We start from the raw sequence: 20559 nt of genomic DNA on the forward strand, positions 1-20559 counted from the left end.
CGGACGCTATCGCCCGTCGGCGTCCCCGACCGCGCCGGGGTTCTCCTCTTGCGAAGCCCGGGCGGCTTCCTGTTCCCGGGCTTGAACGGCTTCCTGTTGCGGCGCTTGAGCGGCTTCCTGCGTTTCCGGCCCCTGGACGATGCGCACGGCGTCGCTGAGGGCCTGGCGCTGTTCCTCGCTCATCATCCCGAAGAAGGCGACGAGAGCGGCTGCCGGGTTGTCACTCTGCGACCAGGCGTCGTTCATCAGGGCGGCGGCGTACGCGGCTCGTGTCGACACGGCCTCATATCGATAGGCCCGCCCTTCCGCCTCACGGCGTACCCAGCCCTTCTGATGGAGATTGTCCAAAACGGTCATCACGGTGGTGTACGCGATGGACCGTTCCTGCTGGAGGTCTTCCAGGACTTCTCGAACGGTCACCGGGCGGTTCCACTTCCACACCCGCGTCATGACCGCGTCTTCGAGTTCTCCCAATGGGCGAGGCACAGCTCAGAACAATAGTGGGAGATCACGACAATGGCGTGCCGGACGTGCGCTCAGGCTACAAACGCGAACAAAAAGGGCACGCAAACCCGGAGGGCACCAGGGTGCGGGAGACCGAGGGTGCGGGGAGACGGGGAGACCGGGGTACGGGGGTACGGGGGTACGGGGAGACCGGGAGCGCAGGAAGACCGGGAGCACGCGGGGGCGCCGGGCGCGGAGAGAGCGGGCTCGGAGAACCCGGAGCGCGGGGGAACCCCAGCAGGGAGAGACCGGGGGCGCGCGGAAACCCCGGCGCAGAGGCACGAGGAGCGCGGGGAACGCCGGGAGAGTCGTACGTCCTGCCGGGGCCGGCCGGTGACGGGCTCCGGCTCAGGCGTCGCCGCCGGCCGCGGCCTGCTGCGCGGACTCGTTGCGCGCGAAGGCGGCGTCCACCGCCGCGTCCTCCTTGGCCTTGGCGGCCCCGCCCTGGGTCTTCACGATCACCCTGACCAGACCGATGAAGAACACGGCCATGACGACCGGCGGCACGAGCGCGGAGACGTAGTCCATGGCTCCAGAGTAGCCACGCGGGTCCGGGCGAATGGGGCGGGGTGGGCGAACCGGGGCGGCGGGGACTCGGGGCGCGCCGGACCAGCGCAATGCCCGCCCGGCAGACAGCACCGCCCGCGCCGGCAGGGGCCCACCTCACCTGCGCCGCCCACGCCGAACACACCGACCCCGTGCCGAGCAGGCCGAACATGCCGACCACGTGCCGAGCACGCCGACCACGTCGAACGCGCCGACCACGCCGACCACGTGCCGAGCACGTCGGCCTCGCGCCGCCCGCGCCACCCGCGCCGGACTCGGCACCCACGCCGACCGCGCGGAGCTCGCGGACCTCACCGCCCACGCCGACGACTCGCCGCCCGCGCCGGGCGCGCCGCCCGGTCGACCGTCCCCGGGCGTCCCGGCCGTGGCGATCGGGTCAGCCGGCCGCCAGCTCCTGTGTCTCCGGTGGGCCGGCGGGCGGTCCGGGCCGTCTGCGGGGCGGGAAGACCTCGCCGGGAGTGGGGATCGGGCGCTTCGGAGCCGCCGGTTCCGTGCCGGGGCGGTCGGCGGGCCCGGACGGAGACCGGCCCGGCTTCGGGGCGGGCTTCCCGGCGGGGTCCTGTGCCGGCTTCTGGGCGGGTTTCTCCTCGCCCTCGGCCCGGGCGGCCGGGGCGTCGTCGGCGCCGCCCGGAAGGGCCAGCAGGCGCGTCCGGGAGGGGGGTACGACGGGGGCGGGGACCTTGCGTGCGCCCTGCGCGAAGCGTGCCCGTACGTCCCGCTCGGCGATCGCCCGGCAGCGGTCCAGCAGACGGGCCGCCGTGGGGTCCGGGCGCAGTGCCCGCAGCGCGGCGAGGTCGTCCGGTGCCGGCCGGTGCCCGGCGCCCAGCACCTCTTCCAGGAGCGCGAGGTAGTCGGCGGCGGTGCCCGGCAGGGCCGCGCGGTACCGGCCGAGATCGGCCACCAGGAAGGCGCGCAGCCGGGCCCCCTCGCGCATCGCCTCGTCGAGGGACTCGGCGAGGCGGAAGCAGTCCTTGACGTCCTCGGCGGACGCTCGGCCGGGGTGAAGGGCGAGGGCGAGGGCGCGGCGGAGCACACGCAGCTCCTCCGCGCCGAACGCCATGCCGCCGCGGGATCCGTATGGCGTGGGCATGCGGCGACGCTACCGCTAATCGGACAAAAGTGACGGATGGGATTGTTGTGTCGCCGCGTGTCGCTTCCCGGTTTCCCTCGACCGGGGCCACGCGCGCGGGGACGGCGAAGACCGGCGCCTTCCCGGGCGCCGGTCCCCTCACAGACGCGACACGTTCCGCTCGTACACCATGCGCAGCCCGATCAGCGTCAGCCACGGCTGGTGCTCGTCGATCACCGAGGACTCGCCCAGCACCATCGGAGCGAGGCCGCCCGTGGCGATCACGGTGACGTCGTCGGGATCGTCGGCCAGCTCCCGGGCCATCCGGCTCACCACTCCGTCGACCTGCCCGGCGAAGCCGTACACGATGCCCGCCTGCATGGCCTCCACCGTGTTCTTGCCGATCACGCTGCGCGGGCGGGCCACCTCGATCTTGCGCAGCTGCGCCCCCTTGACGCCGAGCGCCTCCACGGAGATCTCGATGCCGGGCGCGATGACCCCGCCGACGTACTCCCCGCGCGCGGAGACCGCGTCGAACGTCGTCGCCGTGCCGAAGTCGACGACGATCGCCGGGCCGCCGTACAGCTCGACGGCCGCCACCGCGTTGATGATCCGGTCCGCGCCGACCTCCTTGGGGTTGTCGGTGAGGATCGGCACGCCCGTCTTCACGCCCGGCTCCACCAGCACCGCGGGCACGTCGCCGTAGTACCTGCGGGTGACCTCGCGCAGCTCATGGAGGACCGACGGCACGGTGGCGCAGATCGCGATGCCGTCGATGCCGTCGCCCAGCTCCTCGCCGAGCAGCGGGTGCATGCCCATCAGTCCCTGCAGCAGCACCGCCAGCTCGTCGGCCGTGCGGCGCGCGTCCGTGGAGATGCGCCAGTGCTCGACGATGTCCTCGCCGTCGAACAGGCCGAGGACGGTGTGCGTGTTACCGACGTCGATCGTGAGCAGCATGGCTGTTACTCCGCCTCACGAAGGTCCAGGCCGATGTCGAGGATCGGCGAGGAGTGGGTGAGGGCGCCGACGGCCAGGAAGTCCACGCCGGTGTCGGCGTACGCGCGCGCGGTGTCGAGCGTGAGCCGGCCGGAAGCCTCCAGCAGTGCCCGCCCGCCGACGATCCCGACGGCCTCCGCGCACTCCCCGGGCGTGAAGTTGTCCAGCAGGATCAGGTCGGCGCCCGCGTCGACGACCTCGCGCAGCTGGTGCAGGGTGTCGACCTCGACCTCGATCGGCACGTCCGGGAACATCTCCCGTACGGCCTTGAAGGCCTGTCCGACGCCGCCGGCGGCGACCACGTGGTTGTCCTTCACCAGGGCCGCGTCGGAGAGCGACATGCGGTGGTTGACGCCCCCGCCGCAGCGCACCGCGAACTTCTCCAGCGAGCGCAGCCCCGGCGTGGTCTTGCGGGTGTCCCGCACGCGCGTCTTGGTGCCCTCCAGCACGTCCGACCACGCGCGCGTGGCGGTCGCGATGCCGGACAGCCGGCACAGGATGTTGAGGGCGCTGCGCTCGGCGGTGAGCAGGTCGCGCGTGCGCGTGGTGACCGACAGCAGCTTCTGCCCGGCCTCCACGCGGTCGCCGTCCTCGACGTGCCGCTCGACCTCGAACTCGTCCGTGCAGACCACGGAGAGCACGGCCTCGGCGACCCTGAGTCCGGCCGCCACGCCGGCCTCGCGCGCGGTGAAGTCACCGGTGGCGACGGCGTCCTCGGAAACGGTCGAGACGGTCGTCACGTCCACGCCGCCGTCCAGGTCCTCCTGGATGGCGACGTTGGCGATGTCCTCGACCTCGATGGGGTCGAGCCCGGCAGCGGCCAGCAGTTCGGCGAGCGCGGGGTCCAGGCCGCTCTCCAGGTATTCCTCGTCGCCCTCGGCGCCGCAGGCGCAGCCGTCACCGCAGCCGCCGGTCGGAACGAGGGGAAGGTCGTCGGTGCTCACTTGTTCACTGCTCCTGGGGGCGCTGGGTCTGCCGGGTCGGGGGGAAGTCTGCGGTCTCCGTGGTGCGTACGGCCAGGGACCGGTCGGGATTGAGCCGTACCACGATGTGGCGCCGCCAGTGCGTGTTGTCGCGCTCGGCCCGGTCCTCGCGCCAGTGGCAGCCGCGGGTCTCCTCGCGCAGCCGGGCGGCGGCGACCAGGACGCGGGCCACGCACAGGAGGTTGGTGGCCTCCCAGGTGTCGACGCCGGGCTCGGCGGTCTTGCCGTTCTCCTCCAGGGCGTCGCGGGCCTCGGTGTGCAGCCGCTGGAGCTGGTCCGCGGCCTTCTCCAGGGAGTCCGCAGAACGGAGCACGCCCGCGCCCTCGGTCATGATCCGCTGGATGGCGAAGCGGGCCTCGGGGGCGAGCAGCGGGTGGGCGGGCTTCTCGGGGTGCGGGACCGGCTCGGGCACGCGCGCGTGCAGGCCGTTCCGGGCATGGGCCGAGACGATGTAGGCGACGATGCGCTCGGCGTAGACGAGGCCTTCGAGGAGGGAGTTCGAGGCGAGCCGGTTCGCGCCGTGCACGCCGGTGCAGGCGACCTCGCCGCACGCGTACAGCCCGGGGACGGTCGTGCGCCCCTGGGCGTCGGTGCGCACGCCTCCGGAGGCGTAGTGGGCGGCGGGGGCGATCGGGATGGGCTCGGTGACCGGGTCGATGCCGTTGGCGCGGCAGGCGGCCAGGATGGTCGGGAAGCGGTGCTCCCACATGTCGGCGCCGAAGTGCCGGGCGTCGAGGAACATGTGCTCGGCGTCCAGCTCCTGCATCCGCCGCATGATGGCCTTGGCGACGATGTCCCGGGGCGCCAGTTCGGCCAGCTCGTGCTGACCGACCATGAAGCGCACGCCGTTCCCGTCGACCAGGTGGGCGCCCTCGCCGCGCACCGCCTCGGAGACGAGCGGCTGCTGGCCCTCGGCGTCGGCGCCCAGGAACAGCACGGTCGGGTGGAACTGAACGAACTCCAGGTCGCTGATCTCCGCACCCGCGCGCAGCGCCAGGGCCACACCGTCGCCGGTCGACACCGACGGATTGGTGGTCGCGGAGAACACCTGGCCCATGCCGCCGGTGGCGAGGACGACCGCGGGGGCGTGCACGGCACCCACGCCGTCGTGCTGGCCCTCGCCCATCACGTGCAGGGTGACGCCCGCCGTGCGGCCGTCGGCGTCGGTGAGCAGGTCCAGCACGAGCGCGTTCTCGATCGTGCGCAGCCCGCGCGCGCGTACGGCCTCGACGAGCGCCCGGGAGACCTCCGCTCCGGTCGCGTCCCCGCCGGCGTGCACGATACGGCGACGGTGGTGTCCGCCCTCGCGGGTGAGCTGGATGTCGCCCTCGTCGTCGGTGTCGAAGTGGGCGCCCGTGTTGATCAGCCGTCGCACGGCGTCGGGGCCCTCGGTGACGAGGATCCGTACGGCCTCCTCGTCGCACAGGTCCGCGCCCGCCACCAGGGTGTCCGCGAGGTGCTGCTCGGGGGTGTCGCCCTCGCCGAGGGCGGCGGCGATGCCGCCCTGGGCCCAGCGGGTGGAGCCGTCGTCCAGGCGCGCCTTGGTGACGACGACCGTCGTCAGCCCCGCTGCCTGGCAGCGCAGGGCCGCGGTCAGACCGGCCACCCCGGAGCCGACGACGACCACGTCCGCGGAGATGGACCACCCGGGGGCGGGCGCGTGCAGTCGTATGCCTGTGCTGGTCACGAGGCGGCTCCGAGGGATCCGAAGGTGAGGGGGAGGTTGTCGATCAGCCGGGTGGCGCCGACCCGGGCGGCGACCGCGAGGACGGCCTCGCCGGTGAAGCCGTCGCCGATCTCGGTGAAGTCGGAGGGGTCCACCAGGGCGAGGTAGTCCAGCCGCAGCGGCGGGTCGAGGCGGGCGGCCTCGTCCAGGACCTGGCGGGCGGCCGCGCGGACGGCCGCCGGGCCGCCGGGCGCGGCCGTGGCCACGGCGTGCGCGTCGGCCGCCGCGCGGGACTCCCCTATGGCGCTCAGCGCCTCGGCACGCGCGTGCGTGGCGGGCACTTCGCGGGCTCGCGCGCGCAGTGCCTCCTGCGCGGCGTGCCGGTCGCGGCCGGCGAACAGGGCGCGGGACAGGGCGAACGCGGTACGGCGCTCTTCGGGCGAGAGGTAGCGGTTGCGGCTGGACAGGGCGAGCCCGTCCTCCTCGCGCACCGTCGGTACGGCGACGATCTCGACGCCGAAGTTCAGGTCCCGCACCATGCGCCGGATCAGGGCCAGCTGCTGGGCGTCCTTCTGTCCGAACAGGGCCAGGTCGGGGCGGGTGAGGTGCAGCAGCTTGGCGACGACGGTGAGCATGCCGTCGAAGTGGCCGGGCCGCGAGGCGCCCTCGAGGCGCTCGCCCATGGGGCCCGCGGAGATGCGCACCTGGGGTTCGCCGCCCGGATAGACCTCGTCGGCGGAGGGCGCGAACACGGCGTCGGCGCCCGCCTGCTCGGCGAGCTTCAGATCGGCTTCGAGGGTGCGCGGGTAGCGGTCCAGGTCCTCGCCCGCGCCGAACTGCAGCGGGTTGACGAAGACGGTGACGACGACCTCGCCGTCCCGGCCGGCGATCTCACGAGCGGAGCGGATCAGCGTGGCGTGGCCCTCGTGCAGGGCGCCCATGGTCATCACGACGGCCCGGCGGCCGGTGCGCACGCGCGCGTGCAGCTCGTCGGCGGTGCTCAGCAGGGCGGTGGTCATCAGGCGTTCCCCTCGGTGCCATTGGTGCCGTCGGTGCCATCGGTGCCGTTCGAGGCGTCGGCCAGCACACCGAGCAGGTCCTCGGCGAGTTCCGGCTTCAGCAGGCCGTGGGCAAGGGCCCGGTCGGCGGTCGCGCGGGCCATCGCCAGGTAGCCCGCGACGGTCTGCGGGGCGTGTTCGCGCAGCTGTGCGACGTGTGCGGCGACCGTGCCGGCGTCCCCGCGCGCGACGGGGCCCGTGAGCGCCGCGTCGCCCGAGCGCAGGGCGTTGTCCAGGGCGGCGCCGAGCAGCGGGCCGAGCATCCGGTCGGGAGCCGAGACGCCGGCGGTGCGCAGCAGCTCCATGGACTGGGCGACCAGGGTCACCAGGTGGTTGGCACCGAGGGCGAGGGCCGCGTGGTACAGCGGGCGGTTCTGCTCGCTGATCCACTCGGGCTCGCCGCCCATCTCGATGACCAGGGCCTCGGCGGCCAGCCGCAGCTCCTCGGGCGCGGTGACGCCGAAGGAGCAGCCCGCCAGGCGCTGGACGTCCACGGCGGTGCCGGTGAAGGTCATCGCCGGGTGCAGGGCCAGCGGGAGTGCGCCCGCGCGCAGGGCGGGGTCGAGCACCTTCGCGCCGTACCGCCCCGAGGTGTGCACGAGCAGCTGCCCCGGCCGCACGGCGCCGGTCTCGGCGAGGCCGGTGACCAGGCCGGGCAGGGCGTCGTCCGGGACGGTGAGCAGGACGAGGTCGGCGCGCCGGAGGACCTCGGCCGGCGGCACCAGCGGCACATCGGGGAGCATCGTCTCGGCGCGCCTGCGGGAGGCGTCGGAGACTCCGGAGACGGCCACCGGGCGATGCCCGGCGAGCTGGAGGGACGCGGCCAGGGCGGGGCCCACGCGGCCGGCGCCGACGACACCGACGGTGAGCCGCGCGGGGCGGTCCTTGAGGTCTGGCTGGTGGACTGTACTCACGCGACGGCGGCCTTCCCGTTCCAGTCCGCTCCGGGTACCGGACGATGTACCGAAACCATTTCTCGTCATGTTAACGCTATCCGGTCGGACACCAATGGGTTGTCCACAGGCTGTGGGTTTCCACACACGCCGTCCCCGAAGGCCGAACCGGCCGCTCCGCACCCGGAAATCGGCTGCCCGCGCGCGGCCGACAGGGGATGATCCGCCGCATGAGCGATACAGGCCGCAGGAGCGATACGGACCGCGTGAGCGACACAGGCCGCGTAGGCGATAGGGACCGCGCGAACGACACCGGCCGCACAGGCGACACGGACCGCGCGAACGACATCGGCCGCACAGGCGACACGGACCGCGCGAGCGATTCAGCCGGACCGAGCGGAGAAGGGCCGGTCCCGAAGGAGTTGCCGGAGCGGCGCCTTGCCGCGCAGCGGTCGGCGCGCCGGGTCCTGTCGCGGGCAGGCTGGCGGGGCACCATCCGCGAACGGCTCGCCGGCCTGATGGAGGCCGCGCCCGAGGTCTACGACCTGGACGAGCCTGCGGACGTCTACGGCAACCGGGTCGTCGAGGCGCTGGAGGAGCGGGTCGCCGCCCTGCTCGGCACGGAGGCCGCCGCGTTCTTCCCGACGGGCACGATGGCCCAGCAGGTGGCCCTGCGCTGCTGGGCGGCCCGCACCGGCGACCCCACCGTGGCCCTGCACGCCATGGCCCACCCGGAGGTGCACGAACGGCATGCGTTCAGCCAGGTCAGCGGCCTGCGTCCGGTACGGGTGGGCAGCGCGCCCCGGCTGCCGACGGCGGACGAGATACGCGACTTCCCGGAACCCTTCGGGGCGCTGATGCTGGAGCTGCCCCTCAGGGACGCCGGTTTCGTCCTGCCCACCTGGGAGGAGCTGACCGAGGTCGTCGAGGCGGCACGGGAGCGTGACGCGGTGGTCCACTTCGACGGCGCCCGCCTGTGGGAGTCCACCGTCCACTTCGACCGCCCCCTGGACGAGATCGCGGGTCTGGCGGACACCGTCTACGTGTCGTTCTACAAGTCCCTCGACGGCTTCGGCGGCGCGGCCCTGGCCGGACCGAAGACGCTGGTCGAGGAGGCCAGGACCTGGCGGCACCGGTACGGCGGCATGATCTTCCAGCAGTTCCCGACCGCGCTGTCCGCCCTGATCGGCCTGGAGCGGGAGCTGCCCCGGCTGCCCGACTACGTGCGCCACGCGCGCGTGGTCGCCGCGGCGCTGCGCGAGGGGTTCGCCGAGGCGGGGCTGCCGTGGGCCCGCGTGCACCCCGAGGTGCCGTACACCCACGAGTTCCAGGTGTGGCTGCCGTACGACCCGGAGGTGGTGGCGGAGGCGGCAGTGCGCCAGGGCGAGGAGACCGGGGTGCTGCTGTTCGCCAACGGCTGGGACAGCGGCGCGCCCGGGGCGGCGTTCACCGAGGTCACGGTCCGCTCCGCGGGCCTGGAGTGGACCGCCGGCGACATCCGCGCGGCCGTGGCGGACTTCGCGGGCCGCCTGCCGGACAGGCCCTAGCCACGGCGCACGCACGGCGGCGGCAACGTGCGTGCGCCCCAGCCGCGACGCATACGGGACGTGGACCCGGCCCACGCCGGGCGTGAGCCGTGACCCTCGCGGGACGTGAACCCGACGCACGCCAGGCATGAGCCGGGACCCACACGGGACATGACCCCGACGCACGCCAGGCGCGAGCCGTGACCCTCGCGGCACGTGAACCCGACGCACGCCAGGCATGAACCGGCCGGGCCCAGCTTCGGCTAGAGCGCCCGCGGGCGCAGCCACCGGCTCAGGGCGGTGCGCAGGGCGGTGCGGAGGCGGCTCTGGGCCGGACGCCCGGCGACGACCGCGCGAAAGCGCCGGTAGTCGCGGAGTTCGCGGGCCAGGCCGAGGTCGTGACGGCCCGGCGCGGGCGGCTCGGGCTCGCCGTGCAGACGGGCGCGGTAGGCGTCGAGGAAGTACTGCTGGGTGATGCTCATGGCGAACTGCCTTCTCGGGACGTGGCTGACCGGTGACTGATCGGGCTCCGCGGCTGCCCCGGTGTCCTCAGATTGCTCCTGCTCAGAGCGGATGTCCCGTCGATTGACGGCTGCCGTCAATCGACGGCGGCGCTGTCAGTGGGCAGGTGCACCATGGGGGCATGAGCGTGACGATCGACATCACCGGGCTGCCGCCGGAGCGGATCTGCGTCGTGCCCTCTCCGCTGGCGGAGCTGGGGATGGCACTGCACGCGCTCAGCGAGCCCGGCCACCACCCGCAGCTGCAGGGCTGGGTCACCGCCGTGTCGACCCGGCTGGACCCGGGCCTGGCCGACCGGCTGTGCGAGGCGGACTTCCTGTGGCGTACGACCTTCTCCGACGTCTTCGCGCCGTTCGCCGGAATCCCCGGCGGGCGCGCACAGCCGGGCGCCACCCTCGCCGAGGAACTGGACCAGCTGGACAAGCTGACGGACGAGCAGTTCGTCCACGCGGCCCTGGAGTTCACCTGCCAGCTGCGCTACGACCTCCCGGAGCTCGGCCCGCTCCACAACCCGGAGCTGCGCCGCCGCTCCCTCGACCTGGCCGCCGCGCGCGGTGCCGTCACGGAGCGGTTCACCCGTCGGCTCCTGGACGATCCGCCGGCCATCCGCGCCTGGTTCCGGCAGCTGATGCTCGACTGCGACGAGGCCTTCTTCGCCGACACCTGGGCCCGGCTCCAGCCCCAGCTCGCCGCGGACGCCCGGCACAAGACCGAGCTGCTGCGCCGCAAGGGCCTCGGCGAGGCCCTCTCCTCGATCTCCGGCGCCGTCTCGCTGGACGAGAAGGCCGGTCTCATCACCGTCGACAAGCTCCTGGTGGGCCGGGCCGCGACCGGCGACGGCGGCCTGGCACTGGTGCCGACCAGTCTCGGCTGGCCCCATGTGATGGTCCTGCACCGGTACGGCTGGCAGCCCTCGATCACCTATCCGATCAGCGACTCCCGCCCGCAGACGCCGTCCGTCGAGCAGCTCACGCGCCGCCTGGAGGCGCTGGCCCACCCGGTACGCATCCAGCTGTGCCGCCATCTGGCCCGCGCCCCGCACACCACGGGCGAACTGGCGGACGCGCACGGCATGTCCGCCCCCGAGATATCCCGGCACCTGGCGGTGCTGAAGAAGGCGGGTCTGATCAGCAGCGGCCGCCGTGGCCGGTACGTCCGGCACCAGCTGGACCTGTCCGCGGTGGCCCGCCTGGGCAGCGACTTCATCGAGGGCGTCCTGCGCTGAGGCCCGCGGGCGCCCTGCCCACGCGCAATCGGCGGCCGGGCACCGGACGGTGCGACCCGTCGACCACCGATCAGCCGGACAGCAGCCACCGGGCACCGGGCACCGGACCAGGCGCCCTGCCCACCGCCGATCGGCCGGACAGCCGGCAAAGCGCCCTCCCCACCACTGATCGGCCGGAAACCCGACAAAGCGCCCTCCTCACCTCCGGCCGACCGGGCACCGGACGACGCGCCCTGCCCACCGCCGGCCGGCCGGACACCGGGCCAAGCACTCTGCCCACCTCCGGCCGGCCAGGCGTCAGCCGTGGCCGCCCGCCCGCACCAGACCCGTCTCGTAGGCCAGCACCACCACCTGCACCCGGTCCCTGAGGCCGAGCTTGGTCAGGATGCGGCCCACATGGGTCTTCACGGTGGCCTCGGACAACACCAGCCGGGCCGCGATCTCGCCGTTGGACAGGCCCTGCGCGACCAGCACCATCACCTCGCGCTCCCGGTCGGTGAGCCGCTCCAGCTCCTTGTGCTGGGGCTCCTTGGCGCTGGAGGGCAGCATCGGCGCGAACCGGTCCAGCAGCCGCCGGGTGGTGGACGGGGCCACGACCGCGTCGCCGCTGTGCACCGCGCGGATGGCCGCCAGCAGCTCGCCGGGCGGCACGTCCTTGAGCATGAAGCCGGACGCGCCGGCCTTCAGCCCGGAGAACGCGTACTCGTCCAGGTCGAAGGTGGTCAGGATCAGCACCTTCGGGGGGTTGGGATCCGAGCAGATCCGCCGGGTGGCCTCCACGCCGTCCAGCTTCGGCATGCGCACGTCCATCAGGACGACATCGACGGCGGTGGAGCGCACCGCCTGGATGGCCTCGACGCCGTCGCCCGCCTCCGCGACGACCTCCATGTCCGGCTGGGCGGCGAGCACCATCCGGAACCCGGTGCGCAGCAGCACCTGGTCGTCGACGAGCATCACGCGGATCGTCATCGGATCTCTTTCGTTCGAGCGGGCGGGGCCAGGGGTGTTACAGGTGTCAACGGAGGGCGCGCGACAGCGTCAGTGCGCCGGTTTGAGCGGCAGCAGCGCGCTGATGCGGAATCCTCCGCCCGGGCGCGGCCCGGCGTCCAGCGTGCCGCCGACCATGCCGACCCGCTCGCGCATGCCGATCAGGCCGTGCCCCAGGCCGTCGGCGCCGCCCTCCTCGTACAGCTCGTGCGGGGCGCCCTTGCCGTCGTCCTCGACGAGCAGGCCGAGCCCGTCGTCGAAGTAGACCAGCCGTACGCTCGCGCCCGCGTTGGGCCCGCCGTGCTTGCGGGTGTTGGTGAGCGCCTCCTGCACGATGCGGTACGCGGTCAGCTCGACCCCGCTGGGCAGCGGGCGCGGGGTGCCCTCGACCTTGAAGTCGACGGGCAGGCCGGAGCTGCGGCACTTCTCGATGAGGTCGTCGATCTGGTCGACGTCCGGCTGGGGGACGTACTCCCCGCTCTCCTGGTGCTCGCCGGTGCGCAGGACGCCGAGCAGGCGGCGCATCTCGGCGAGGGCCTGGCGGCCGGTGGAGGAGATCGTCTCCAGGGCCTTCTTCGCCTGGTCGGGGGCGGCGTCGAGGACGTAGGCGGCGCCGTCGGCCTGGACCACCATCACCGACACGTTGTGCGCGACGACGTCGTGCAGCTCGCGCGCGATCCGGGCGCGCTCGGCGGCGACCGCCACCTTGGCCTGTGCCTCGCGCTCCTTCTCCAGCCGGGCGGCGCGCTCCTCCAGCTGGGCGAAGTAGGCGCGGCGGGTGCGCATGGAGTCGCCGAGCACCCAGGCCAGGGCGAAGGGCACCGTCTGGAACACCACGAGCGCCATGTGGCCCAGGAAGCTCGTCTGCGGTTCCGGCCAGCGCAACTGCGACAGGGTCGCCGCGCCCAGGCTCACCGCGAGCGCCAGCCGCGAGGCCCAGCGCGCGCCGATCATGGCGACCGTGTAGGTGATCACCAGCATGGCGAAGTCGGCGGCGGTGGTCTCGATGTCCAGGACGAGCTGGAGCAGACCGGTCGCGAGCGCCAGCAGCAGCATCGGCTCCGGGTAGCGGCGGCGCAGCGCGACGACGACACACAGGACGGCGGACACGGCCAGCCCCCCGGCGAGCGGCATGTGGCGGCCGGGCGCCCTGTGGAGACTCACCACGCTCACGCCGGAGAGCCCGAAGAGGACGACGGCCCAGAAGGTGTCGACCCACGTCGGGTGCCTGCGGAGGAAGTCATAGAGGCGCTGCACGTAACCCAGAGTAGGGAAATGAGATGTGTGCAGGGGTCAACCGGAGGGCCGATCCCTGCCCCGGGCGCGTACTCCGCAAGGTGGAGGAAGTGATCACCTGTGCGCCTAGTCTGTCCGGGTGACGGATGGTGCGACGGGGACGAGCGGCGGCGAGCGGCGGGGCTGGCGGGCGGCGACCGAGGAGGCGCTGTACGGGCCGGGCGGCTTCTACCGGCGGCCCGAGGGTCCGGCCGGGCACTTCCGTACGTCCGTGCACGCGTCCCCGCTGTTCGCGCAGGCCGTCGCCCGGCTGCTGTGCCGGGTCGACGAGGCGCTGGGGCGGCCGCCGGAGCTGGACTTCGTGGACCTGGGCGCCGGGCGCGGCGAACTGGTCACCGGCGTGCTCGCCGCCCTGCCGGCCGATGTGGCCGCCCGCGCGCGCGGGTACGCCGTCGAGCTCGCCGGCCGTCCGGCGGGCCTGGACGACCGGATCACCTGGCTGAGCCGGCCTCCGGAGGCGGTCACCGGGCTGCTGTTCGCCAACGAGTGGCTGGACAACGTGCCGGTGGACGTCGCCGAGGTGGACGCGGCGGGTGTGCCCCGGCTGGTGCTCGTCGCGGCGGACGGCACCGAGCGGCTCGGGGAGCCCGTGCCGGGCGCGGCGGCGGACTGGCTGGCGCGGTGGTGGCCGCTGCCCGCCGAGGAGGGGCTGCGCGCGGAGATCGGGCTGCCCAGGGACCTGGCGTGGGCGGCGGCGGTGGACCGCGTGGCGCGGGGGCTGGCGGTGGCCGTGGATTACGCGCACACCGTGGACACGCGCCCCCCGTTCGGGACGCTCACCGGGTTCCGGGAGGGGCGCGAGACGGTACCCGTGCCGGACGGATCGTGCGACATCACGGCACATGTCGCGCTGGATGCGTGCGCGGCCGCACACAGCGCCCCGGACAGGACCCCGGAGCGAGCACACACGGCCCCGGAGCGAGCACACACGGGCCCCGACCCAGCACGCACGGCGCCCGACCCAGGGCGCACGGCCCAGACGACCCACACGGCGCCCGACCCGGCTCGCACGGCCCCCACGGCGCCCGGCCCGGCTCGTACGCTCCCCGCCGCGCGCCTGCTCACGCAGCGCGCCGCGCTGCGCGCCCTGGACCTCACCGGCGCACGCCCTCCGCTCGCGCTGGCCGCCACGGACCCCTCGGCCTACGTGCGCGCCCTCGCGAGCGCCGGTGAGGGCGCCGAGCTGACCGCCCCCGGCGGCCTGGGCGACTTCGGCTGGCTGATCCAGCCGGTCGGAATTCCGGACCCGTTCCCGGGGGACGCCTAGAGCCGCCCGCAACCGCCGCCCTACTTGTCGATGTCCCCGACCACGAAGAACATCGAGCCCAGGATCGCCACCATGTCCGCCACCAGCGTCCCCGGCAGCAGCTCGGTCAGCACCTGGATGTTGTTGTACGACGCCGAGCGCAGCTTCAGCCGGTAGGGCGTCTTCTCGCCCTTGCTGACCAGGTAGTAGCCGTTGATGCCGAGCGGGTTCTCGGTCCAGGCGTACGTGTGTCCCTCGGGCGCCTTGAGCACCTTGGGCAGCCGCTGGTTGATCGGCCCCGGCGCCAGCTCGGCGAGCCGGTCCAGACAGGCGTCGGCGAGGTCCAGAGCGATGTGGGTCTGCTCCAGCAGGCATTCGAAGCGGGCCAGGCAGTCGCCCTCCCCGCGGGTGACGACCTTCAGCGTGTCCTGGAGGTCGCCGTAGGCCAGGTACGGCTCGTCGCGGCGCAGGTCGAAGTCGACGCCCGAGGCGCGCGCGATGGGCCCGCTCGCCCCGTAGGCGTGCACGGTCTCGGGCGGGAGCGTCCCCACGCCCCGCGTCCGCCCCCGGAAGATCTCGTTGCCGAGCACCAGGTCGTCGAAGACGTCCATGCGGGAGCGCACCGCGGCGACGGCGGCACGCGCGCGTGCGCTCCACCCGGCCGGCAGGTCCTCCTTGAGGCCGCCCACGCGGTTGAACATGTAGTGCATGCGCCCGCCGGAGACCTCCTCCATGACGTTCTGGAGCACCTCGCGCTCCCGGAACGCGTAGAAGACCGGCGTGATCCCGCCCAGCTCCAGGGGGTAGGACCCCAGGAACATCAGGTGGTTCAGCACCCGGTTCAGCTCGGCGAGCAGGGTGCGCGTCCACACCGCGCGCTCGGGGACCTCCATGCCGAGCATCCGCTCCACCGCGAGGACCACGCCCAGCTCGTTCGAGAACGCCGACAGCCAGTCGTGGCGGTTGGCGAGCATGATGATCTGCCGGTAGTCGCGCGCCTCGAAGAGCTTCTCCGCGCCCCGGTGCATGTAGCCGATCACCGGCTCCGCGTGCAGGATGCGCTCCCCGTCCAGCACCAGCTTGAGCCGCAGCACGCCGTGCGTGGACGGATGCTGGGGCCCGATGTTGAGCACCATGTCGGTGCTCTCGGCGGCGCCGCCGATGCCGACCGTGGTCTGCGTCGCAGTCATGGACCCAGTTTCCCCTACGTACGCTGGCCCCATGGAAACGGGGAGCCCGGAAAAGACCGGGGCGGCGGGGGACGAGCCGGTGTGGCGGGGCCTGCCGCCCGGCCTGCTGCGCATGCGCAGGCTGCTGCTGATGGTGTGGACGCTCGTGCTCACCCTGGCGGCGGGGCTGCTGCCCGGCGTGTTCGCGGGGCCGGCCTGGGCGGCGTGCGCGCTGCTCCCCCTGGCCCTCGGGGCCTGGGCCTGGCGGCTGCTGGGCCGCAACTGGCGCTCCTGGCGGTACGCCGAGCGCGCCGACGACCTGCTGATCACCCGGGGTGTCCTGTGGCGTCAGGAGACCGTGGTGCCGTACGGGCGGATGCAGCTGGTGGAGGTCGCCTCGGGGCCCGTCGAGCGGTACTTCGGGCTGGCCGGCGTGCAGCTGCACACCGCGGCCGCGGCGACCGACGCGACCATCCCGGGGCTGGAACCGGCCGAGGCGGAGAGGCTGCGCGACCGGCTCACGGAGCTGGGCGAGGCCCGATCGGCGGGCCTGTGACGACGGGGGACCCCGACGGCGTACCGGCGCGCCCGCCCGTCGCCGAGCGGCGACTGCACCCCGTCACGCCCTTCCGACGGGCCTGGGCGCCGGTCACCGTATGCGCCGGATGGGCCGTGCACGACCCGAGCGGGGCGCAGGAGCAGCTGCAGCGGCTGACCTCCGCCATGCTCCTGGCCGGGCTCGCCGTGCTGGTCCCGGCGGCCGGGCTCTACGGCTTCCTGTCCTGGTGGTTCACGCACTTCGCGGTCACCGACACCGAACTGCGCATACGCACCGGACTGCTGTTCCGGCGCACCGCGCACATCCGGCTGGAACGCATCCAGGCGGTCGACGTCACCCGTCCGCTCCTCGCGCGCGTGGCGGGTGTCGCCAAGCTGCGGATCGACGTCGTCGGAGCGGACAAGAAGGACGAACTGGCCTTTCTGGGCGAACGGGAGGCGCGTGCCCTGCGCGCGGAGCTGCTCGCGCGCGCGGCGGGTTTCGCGCCCGAGACGGCGCATGAGATGGGCGAGGCGCCGGCCCACGAGCTGCTGCACGTGCCCCCGCGCGAGCTGGCGGTCTCCCTGGTACTGACGGGGGCCACCTGGGGCTCCCTGACCGCCGCCCTCGTCGTACCGCCGGTGCTGTGGCTCGCCACCCACAGCGTGTGGACGGTCCTCGCCGCCGGGCTGCCCCTGCTCGGCGCGGCGGGCGCGAGCAGCGCGGGGCGGTTCGTCGCCGAGTACGACTGGACCGTCGGCGCGTCCCCGGACGGGCTGCGCATCGACCACGGGCTGCTCGACCGCGCCCACGAGACGGTGCCGCCGGGCCGGGTGCAGACCGTGCGGATCGTGGAGCCGTTGCTGTGGCGGCGGCGCGGCTGGGTGCGGGTGGAGCTGGACGTGGCCGGGTCCGACAATTCGGTGCTGGTGCCGGTCGCCCCGCGCGCGGTCGCCGAGTCGGTCATAGCGCGGGTGCTGCCCGGCGTGACCGTACCGGCGTCGCCGTCGCGCCCGCCGCGTCGGGCCGGGTGGTGCGTACCGCTGTGGTGGCGCGGGCACGGCCTCGCGGTCACCGACACGGTGTTCGCCGTCCGGCACGGCCTGCTGCGCCGCCGCCTCGCCCTGGTCCCGCACGCCAAGGTCCAGAGCATCCGGCTCACCCAGGGGCCCTGGGAGCGTCTGTGGCGGCTCGCCGACGTCCATGTGGACACCGGCGCCGACAAGACCGTCACAGCCCGTCTGCGGGACGCCGAGGAGGCCGCGCGGCTGCTGCACGCGCAGGCGGAGCGGTCCCGCACCGGCCGCCGGGACGCCCGCCCGGACCGCTGGATGGCCTGAGCCCGGTCCACCCCGCAGGGGTGAACCGGGCCCTGTGCCTGGCGACGCCTCAGGAAGCCGCGCTGCGCAGCCCCTGGAGGTCGATCTGCTCGGTCTCGTCGTGCGCCGTCAGGTCGATGACCTGGCCGATGCCGCGCGACTCCGCGTCGGCGGGCTTGAACTCGGCCTCGGCCTCGGCCTTGTGCACTGCGAGGGCCTCCTGGCCGACGACGTCCGCGAGATCCTCGTTCTGCACGGAGTCCAGCGCGGCGGACGACGTCTCCTTCTGGGTGCCGAAGAAGTCGAACCCGCCCTCGACCACCGGGCGCACGGGCGCGGCCGGTACGACGGCGACCGCGGTCGGGACCGTGAAGTGCCCGGTGCCCTGCTGCCCCACGGGCTCGGCCGGTGCCGTCGGGACGGCGGCCGCGCGCGCGTGCGAGTCGGCCGCCTCGGACTGCCCCTGCGCCTCACCCTGCTGGGACACGGCTTCGCTCCGGGCCCCGTCCTCACTCCGGGCCGCGTCCTCGCTCCGGACCGCGTCCTCGCTCCGGGGGGCGTCGGCCGCCTCCCTCACGCCTTGCGCTGCCGCAGCGCCTGCTCCTTTGGCAACGGCGTCCTCCGGCCGCGTGGCCGCGGACTCCGCCGCCCCGGCCCCGGCAGCGGGCCTCACCGTCTCGGATCCGGCGGACGGCCCGGATCCGGCGGACGGCCGCGCGGACTCGGTCTCGTCGGAGGGCTTCAGCGACTCGGTCGCGACGGACGGCTGCACTGGCTCCGACCCCGCGGAAGCCTCGGAGTCTTCAGCGGAGGCATCGGAGCCTTCGGCAGCGGCCTCGGAACCCTCGACGGGCGCCCCGTCGGGAGCTCCGGCGGTGGTCTCCGCGGCAGCCTCGGCAGTGGTCTCGGCGGTGGCCTCGGAACCGAACCGGATCAGCGCCGCTGCGGCCCGCAGGTACAGCCGCGAACCCTCGGGCGAGAAGACCGCGCCGGGCTCCGGCCTGTCCTCGGCCGGCTTCTGCGCCGCCTCCGGCACCTCCGGTTCGGCGCTCCGCGCGGGCGGCAGCGCCAGGGAACCGGACGGCTCGGCCGCCTCGATCTCCAGCCGGCGGCGCCCTTCGAGGGCGCTGGCCCGCTCGGTCTCCGCCGTGGCGTAGCGGCGCAGCAGAGCCGCGTGCTCGTTGCGCAGCCCGGCCAGCTCCGCGCGCTTGGCACGCAGCCGCTGCTCCAGCTTGGTGCGCAGCTCGCGCGACTCCTCCAGGTCGGTCTCCAGTTCGGCGACCCGCTCCTCGAAGCGCCACTCGTCGCTGGCACGCGCGCGGGAGAGGTCGGCGACCTGCTTGCCCGCCGAGGTGTCCCAGCGGCGCATCACGAACGCGCCGGCGACCGCGGTCGCCGCGGCGGCCGCGGCCAGCGTGCGCAGCACCGTGGCCTCGGAGAACGCCCAGGGACCCAGCGCGCAGACGACGGAGACTCCGGCGATCGCCGAGGGAGGCAACAGCCGGTGCAGAGGCGGGGAATGGCGGTGGCGTCCACGTGGCATGGCCAGAAACTTACCGCGCGTAGGCGAATCGTGGGCCCCCGCCCCGTAAAAAACACCACCGCACCGCAGGCTTCACGGGGCGTCAGGGGCCACGGCCGTTCAGCGGTCGGTCAGGCGCCCGCTGATCCACTGCAGGGTCGCCGGGATCTCCCGCCGCCAGGTGTTGAAGTTGTGCCCGCCGCTGTCCAGGATGATCGACGAGATCCGGGTCCGGTTCGTGGCCTGCACCTGCTCTATGAACCTGAGCGTGTCCTTGTAGTTGTGCTCGCCGATCTTGCTGCTGGTGACGAGCAGCGAAGTGTCCGGCGCATGCTCGTGCTTGAGGAGCCACCACAGGTCGGCACGATTCTTCAGGTTCCTGTCACCCTGGAAGAGATCACCGGTCGTGGGGTCGATCGGCGCCCTGTAGTACGGCGACAGACCCGCCCCGGCCGCGTAGACGTCCGGGTGGCGCATGGCGAGCTTCAGAGCGCAGTAGCCGCCGGTGGAGTCCCCTATGACACCCCAGCTGCCGGGCCGCTTGCCCACCCTGTAGTGCGCGAGGACGGCCTCCGGCAGGTCCTTCGCGAAGAATGTCTCCGTCTGCGGCCCGCGCGGGACGTCCACGCACTCCGTGTCGCGCGGCGGGGCCACGGTCGGCCGCATCATCACCAGGATCATCGGCTGCATCCGCCCGTTCTTGGCCAGTCCCTGTGCCGTACGCGGATAGTGCAGTTTGTCCACCAGTGCCTGCGCCGTACCGGGGTATCCGGTCAGCACCACGGCCGCCGGGAACGTACGCGTGCGGTACTGCGGCTGGAAGTACTCCGGCGGCAGATAGACGTACGCCGGTGTGGCGATGTGGGTCTTGCGGCCCACTATGTCCACCTTCTGGATCTGGCCGCCCATCTGAGGCCGCGAACTGCTCGCGCCCTTCACGGCCGCCGTGGACAGCACCTGGAGCGGGCCGCCCGTCCCGCCGCCCGCGGTGTGGTCGACGACGACACCCTGGTCGGTCTCCTTGCCGAAGAGGTCCGCCCAGCTGGCGTAGAAACCGAAGGCCTGGTTGGCGGCGATCCCCAGGGAGGAGAACAGGGCCAGCTGCGTGGCGAGCAGAACACCGACCCGTCCGCTGACGGCCCGCCAGTTCCGCCGGGCGAGGCGTGGCCACAGCCACACCGTACCGACGAACAGCACCGCAGCGATCATGATCGCCAGTACCAGCACCTTGTTGCTCGTGAGACCCATGAGCTGTTTCCGCCTGCGCTTTCCGCCCGCCTCCCGCCCGCATTTCGTTGCAGGGGCTTGCCCGGGGCTTTCCTTGGCCTTTGACCCGACTTTCCGGTGGGGAGTGAACCTCTCTCCCCGAGACACCGTCCTAGAGGGCGCAATGTCGCCGGATGCCCGATCGGCACCGGGTTCAAGGTCTCTCGCAGAACTACGGGATGCGATGTCTGTCAGGATAGATGGGGA

General features: G+C 73.5%; 19 protein-coding genes. 5 read left to right on the forward strand and 14 right to left on the reverse strand.

The window, feature by feature from the left end; genetic code table 11:
* Positions 1-6: 6 nt before the first annotated feature.
* The 8 genes from ACZ7P3_RS00175 to ACZ7P3_RS00210 form a co-directional block, all read right to left on the reverse strand.
* Positions 7-450: a BlaI/MecI/CopY family transcriptional regulator gene (locus tag ACZ7P3_RS00175; RefSeq protein WP_472078779.1), complete on the reverse strand. Its 444-nt coding sequence runs from the start codon at positions 448-450 to the stop codon at positions 7-9.
* Positions 451-852: 402 nt separating this feature from the next.
* Positions 853-1032 (reverse strand): hypothetical protein, encoded by a 180-nt coding sequence (locus tag ACZ7P3_RS00180; protein ID WP_472078099.1) that lies wholly within the window; start codon positions 1030-1032, stop codon positions 853-855.
* A 415-nt stretch (positions 1033-1447) separates the two neighbouring features.
* Positions 1448-2131: a hypothetical protein gene (locus ACZ7P3_RS00185; RefSeq protein ID WP_472078780.1), complete on the reverse strand. Its 684-nt coding sequence runs from the start codon at positions 2129-2131 to the stop codon at positions 1448-1450.
* A 168-nt stretch (positions 2132-2299) separates the two neighbouring features.
* The gene (locus ACZ7P3_RS00190; protein ID WP_116149048.1) at positions 2300-3097 is read right to left on the reverse strand and encodes a type III pantothenate kinase; all 798 of its coding nucleotides are present in this window, start codon (positions 3095-3097) and stop codon (positions 2300-2302) included.
* A gap of 5 nt (positions 3098-3102) precedes the next feature.
* Positions 3103-4080: a carboxylating nicotinate-nucleotide diphosphorylase gene (nadC, locus tag ACZ7P3_RS00195; protein WP_472078100.1), complete on the reverse strand. Its 978-nt coding sequence runs from the start codon at positions 4078-4080 to the stop codon at positions 3103-3105.
* A gap of 4 nt (positions 4081-4084) precedes the next feature.
* A complete protein-coding gene (locus tag ACZ7P3_RS00200; protein WP_472078101.1) occupies positions 4085-5806 on the reverse strand; it encodes an L-aspartate oxidase in 1722 nt (573 codons plus the stop codon).
* On the reverse strand, positions 5803-6804 hold the full coding sequence (gene panC, locus ACZ7P3_RS00205) for a pantoate--beta-alanine ligase (RefSeq protein ID WP_472078102.1): 1002 nt from the start codon (positions 6802-6804) through the stop codon (positions 5803-5805). Before panC ends, ACZ7P3_RS00200 begins: the two co-directional genes overlap by 4 nt.
* Complete coding sequence (locus ACZ7P3_RS00210; RefSeq protein WP_472078103.1) at positions 6804-7757, reverse strand: Rossmann-like and DUF2520 domain-containing protein; 954 nt, start codon at positions 7755-7757, stop codon at positions 6804-6806. The genes panC and ACZ7P3_RS00210 overlap by 1 nt, the downstream gene beginning before the upstream one ends.
* Before the next feature lie 401 nt (positions 7758-8158).
* Here ACZ7P3_RS00210 and ACZ7P3_RS00215 point away from each other — a divergent pair, with 401 nt between their 5' ends.
* A complete protein-coding gene (locus tag ACZ7P3_RS00215) occupies positions 8159-9283 on the forward strand; it encodes a threonine aldolase family protein (RefSeq protein WP_472078781.1) in 1125 nt (374 codons plus the stop codon).
* 242 nt (positions 9284-9525) lie between these two features.
* On the opposite strand, the gene ACZ7P3_RS00220 is transcribed toward ACZ7P3_RS00215, so the two are convergent.
* Positions 9526-9744: a hypothetical protein gene (locus ACZ7P3_RS00220; protein ID WP_472078104.1), complete on the reverse strand. Its 219-nt coding sequence runs from the start codon at positions 9742-9744 to the stop codon at positions 9526-9528.
* Between the two features lie 161 nt (positions 9745-9905).
* Here ACZ7P3_RS00220 and ACZ7P3_RS00225 point away from each other — a divergent pair, with 161 nt between their 5' ends.
* Positions 9906-11009 (forward strand): DUF5937 family protein, encoded by a 1104-nt coding sequence (locus ACZ7P3_RS00225; RefSeq protein WP_472078105.1) that lies wholly within the window; start codon positions 9906-9908, stop codon positions 11007-11009.
* A 297-nt stretch (positions 11010-11306) separates the two neighbouring features.
* Here ACZ7P3_RS00225 and ACZ7P3_RS00230 read toward each other — a convergent pair whose 3' ends face one another.
* The gene (locus ACZ7P3_RS00230; protein ID WP_472078106.1) at positions 11307-11978 is read right to left on the reverse strand and encodes a response regulator transcription factor; all 672 of its coding nucleotides are present in this window, start codon (positions 11976-11978) and stop codon (positions 11307-11309) included.
* A gap of 69 nt (positions 11979-12047) precedes the next feature.
* Positions 12048-13253, reverse strand: coding sequence for a sensor histidine kinase (locus ACZ7P3_RS00235; protein ID WP_472078107.1), 1206 nt, complete (start codon positions 13251-13253; stop codon positions 12048-12050).
* A 118-nt stretch (positions 13254-13371) separates the two neighbouring features.
* Here ACZ7P3_RS00235 and ACZ7P3_RS00240 point away from each other — a divergent pair, with 118 nt between their 5' ends.
* Positions 13372-14559, forward strand: a complete 1188-nt coding sequence (locus ACZ7P3_RS00240; protein WP_472078108.1) for an SAM-dependent methyltransferase — start codon at positions 13372-13374, stop codon at positions 14557-14559.
* 20 nt (positions 14560-14579) lie between these two features.
* On the opposite strand, the gene ACZ7P3_RS00245 is transcribed toward ACZ7P3_RS00240, so the two are convergent.
* The gene (locus ACZ7P3_RS00245; protein WP_472078109.1) at positions 14580-15728 is read right to left on the reverse strand and encodes an NADH-quinone oxidoreductase subunit D; all 1149 of its coding nucleotides are present in this window, start codon (positions 15726-15728) and stop codon (positions 14580-14582) included.
* Between the two features lie 31 nt (positions 15729-15759).
* Between ACZ7P3_RS00245 and ACZ7P3_RS00250 the strand changes: the two genes are divergently transcribed.
* On the forward strand, positions 15760-16263 hold the full coding sequence (locus ACZ7P3_RS00250) for a PH domain-containing protein (protein ID WP_472078110.1): 504 nt from the start codon (positions 15760-15762) through the stop codon (positions 16261-16263).
* On the forward strand, positions 16248-17585 hold the full coding sequence (locus ACZ7P3_RS00255; protein WP_472078782.1) for a PH domain-containing protein: 1338 nt from the start codon (positions 16248-16250) through the stop codon (positions 17583-17585). Before ACZ7P3_RS00250 ends, ACZ7P3_RS00255 begins: the two co-directional genes overlap by 16 nt.
* Before the next feature lie 49 nt (positions 17586-17634).
* Here ACZ7P3_RS00255 and ACZ7P3_RS00260 read toward each other — a convergent pair whose 3' ends face one another.
* Positions 17635-19107 carry a hypothetical protein gene (locus tag ACZ7P3_RS00260; RefSeq protein WP_472078111.1) on the reverse strand — a complete coding sequence of 491 codons (1473 nt, stop codon included), beginning with the start codon at positions 19105-19107 and terminating at the stop codon, positions 17635-17637.
* 99 nt (positions 19108-19206) lie between these two features.
* Positions 19207-20334, reverse strand: coding sequence for an alpha/beta hydrolase (locus ACZ7P3_RS00265; protein ID WP_472078112.1), 1128 nt, complete (start codon positions 20332-20334; stop codon positions 19207-19209).
* Positions 20335-20559: the final 225 nt, after the last annotated feature.

It is taken from the genome of Streptomyces sp. NPDC107581 (genome assembly GCF_055657175.1).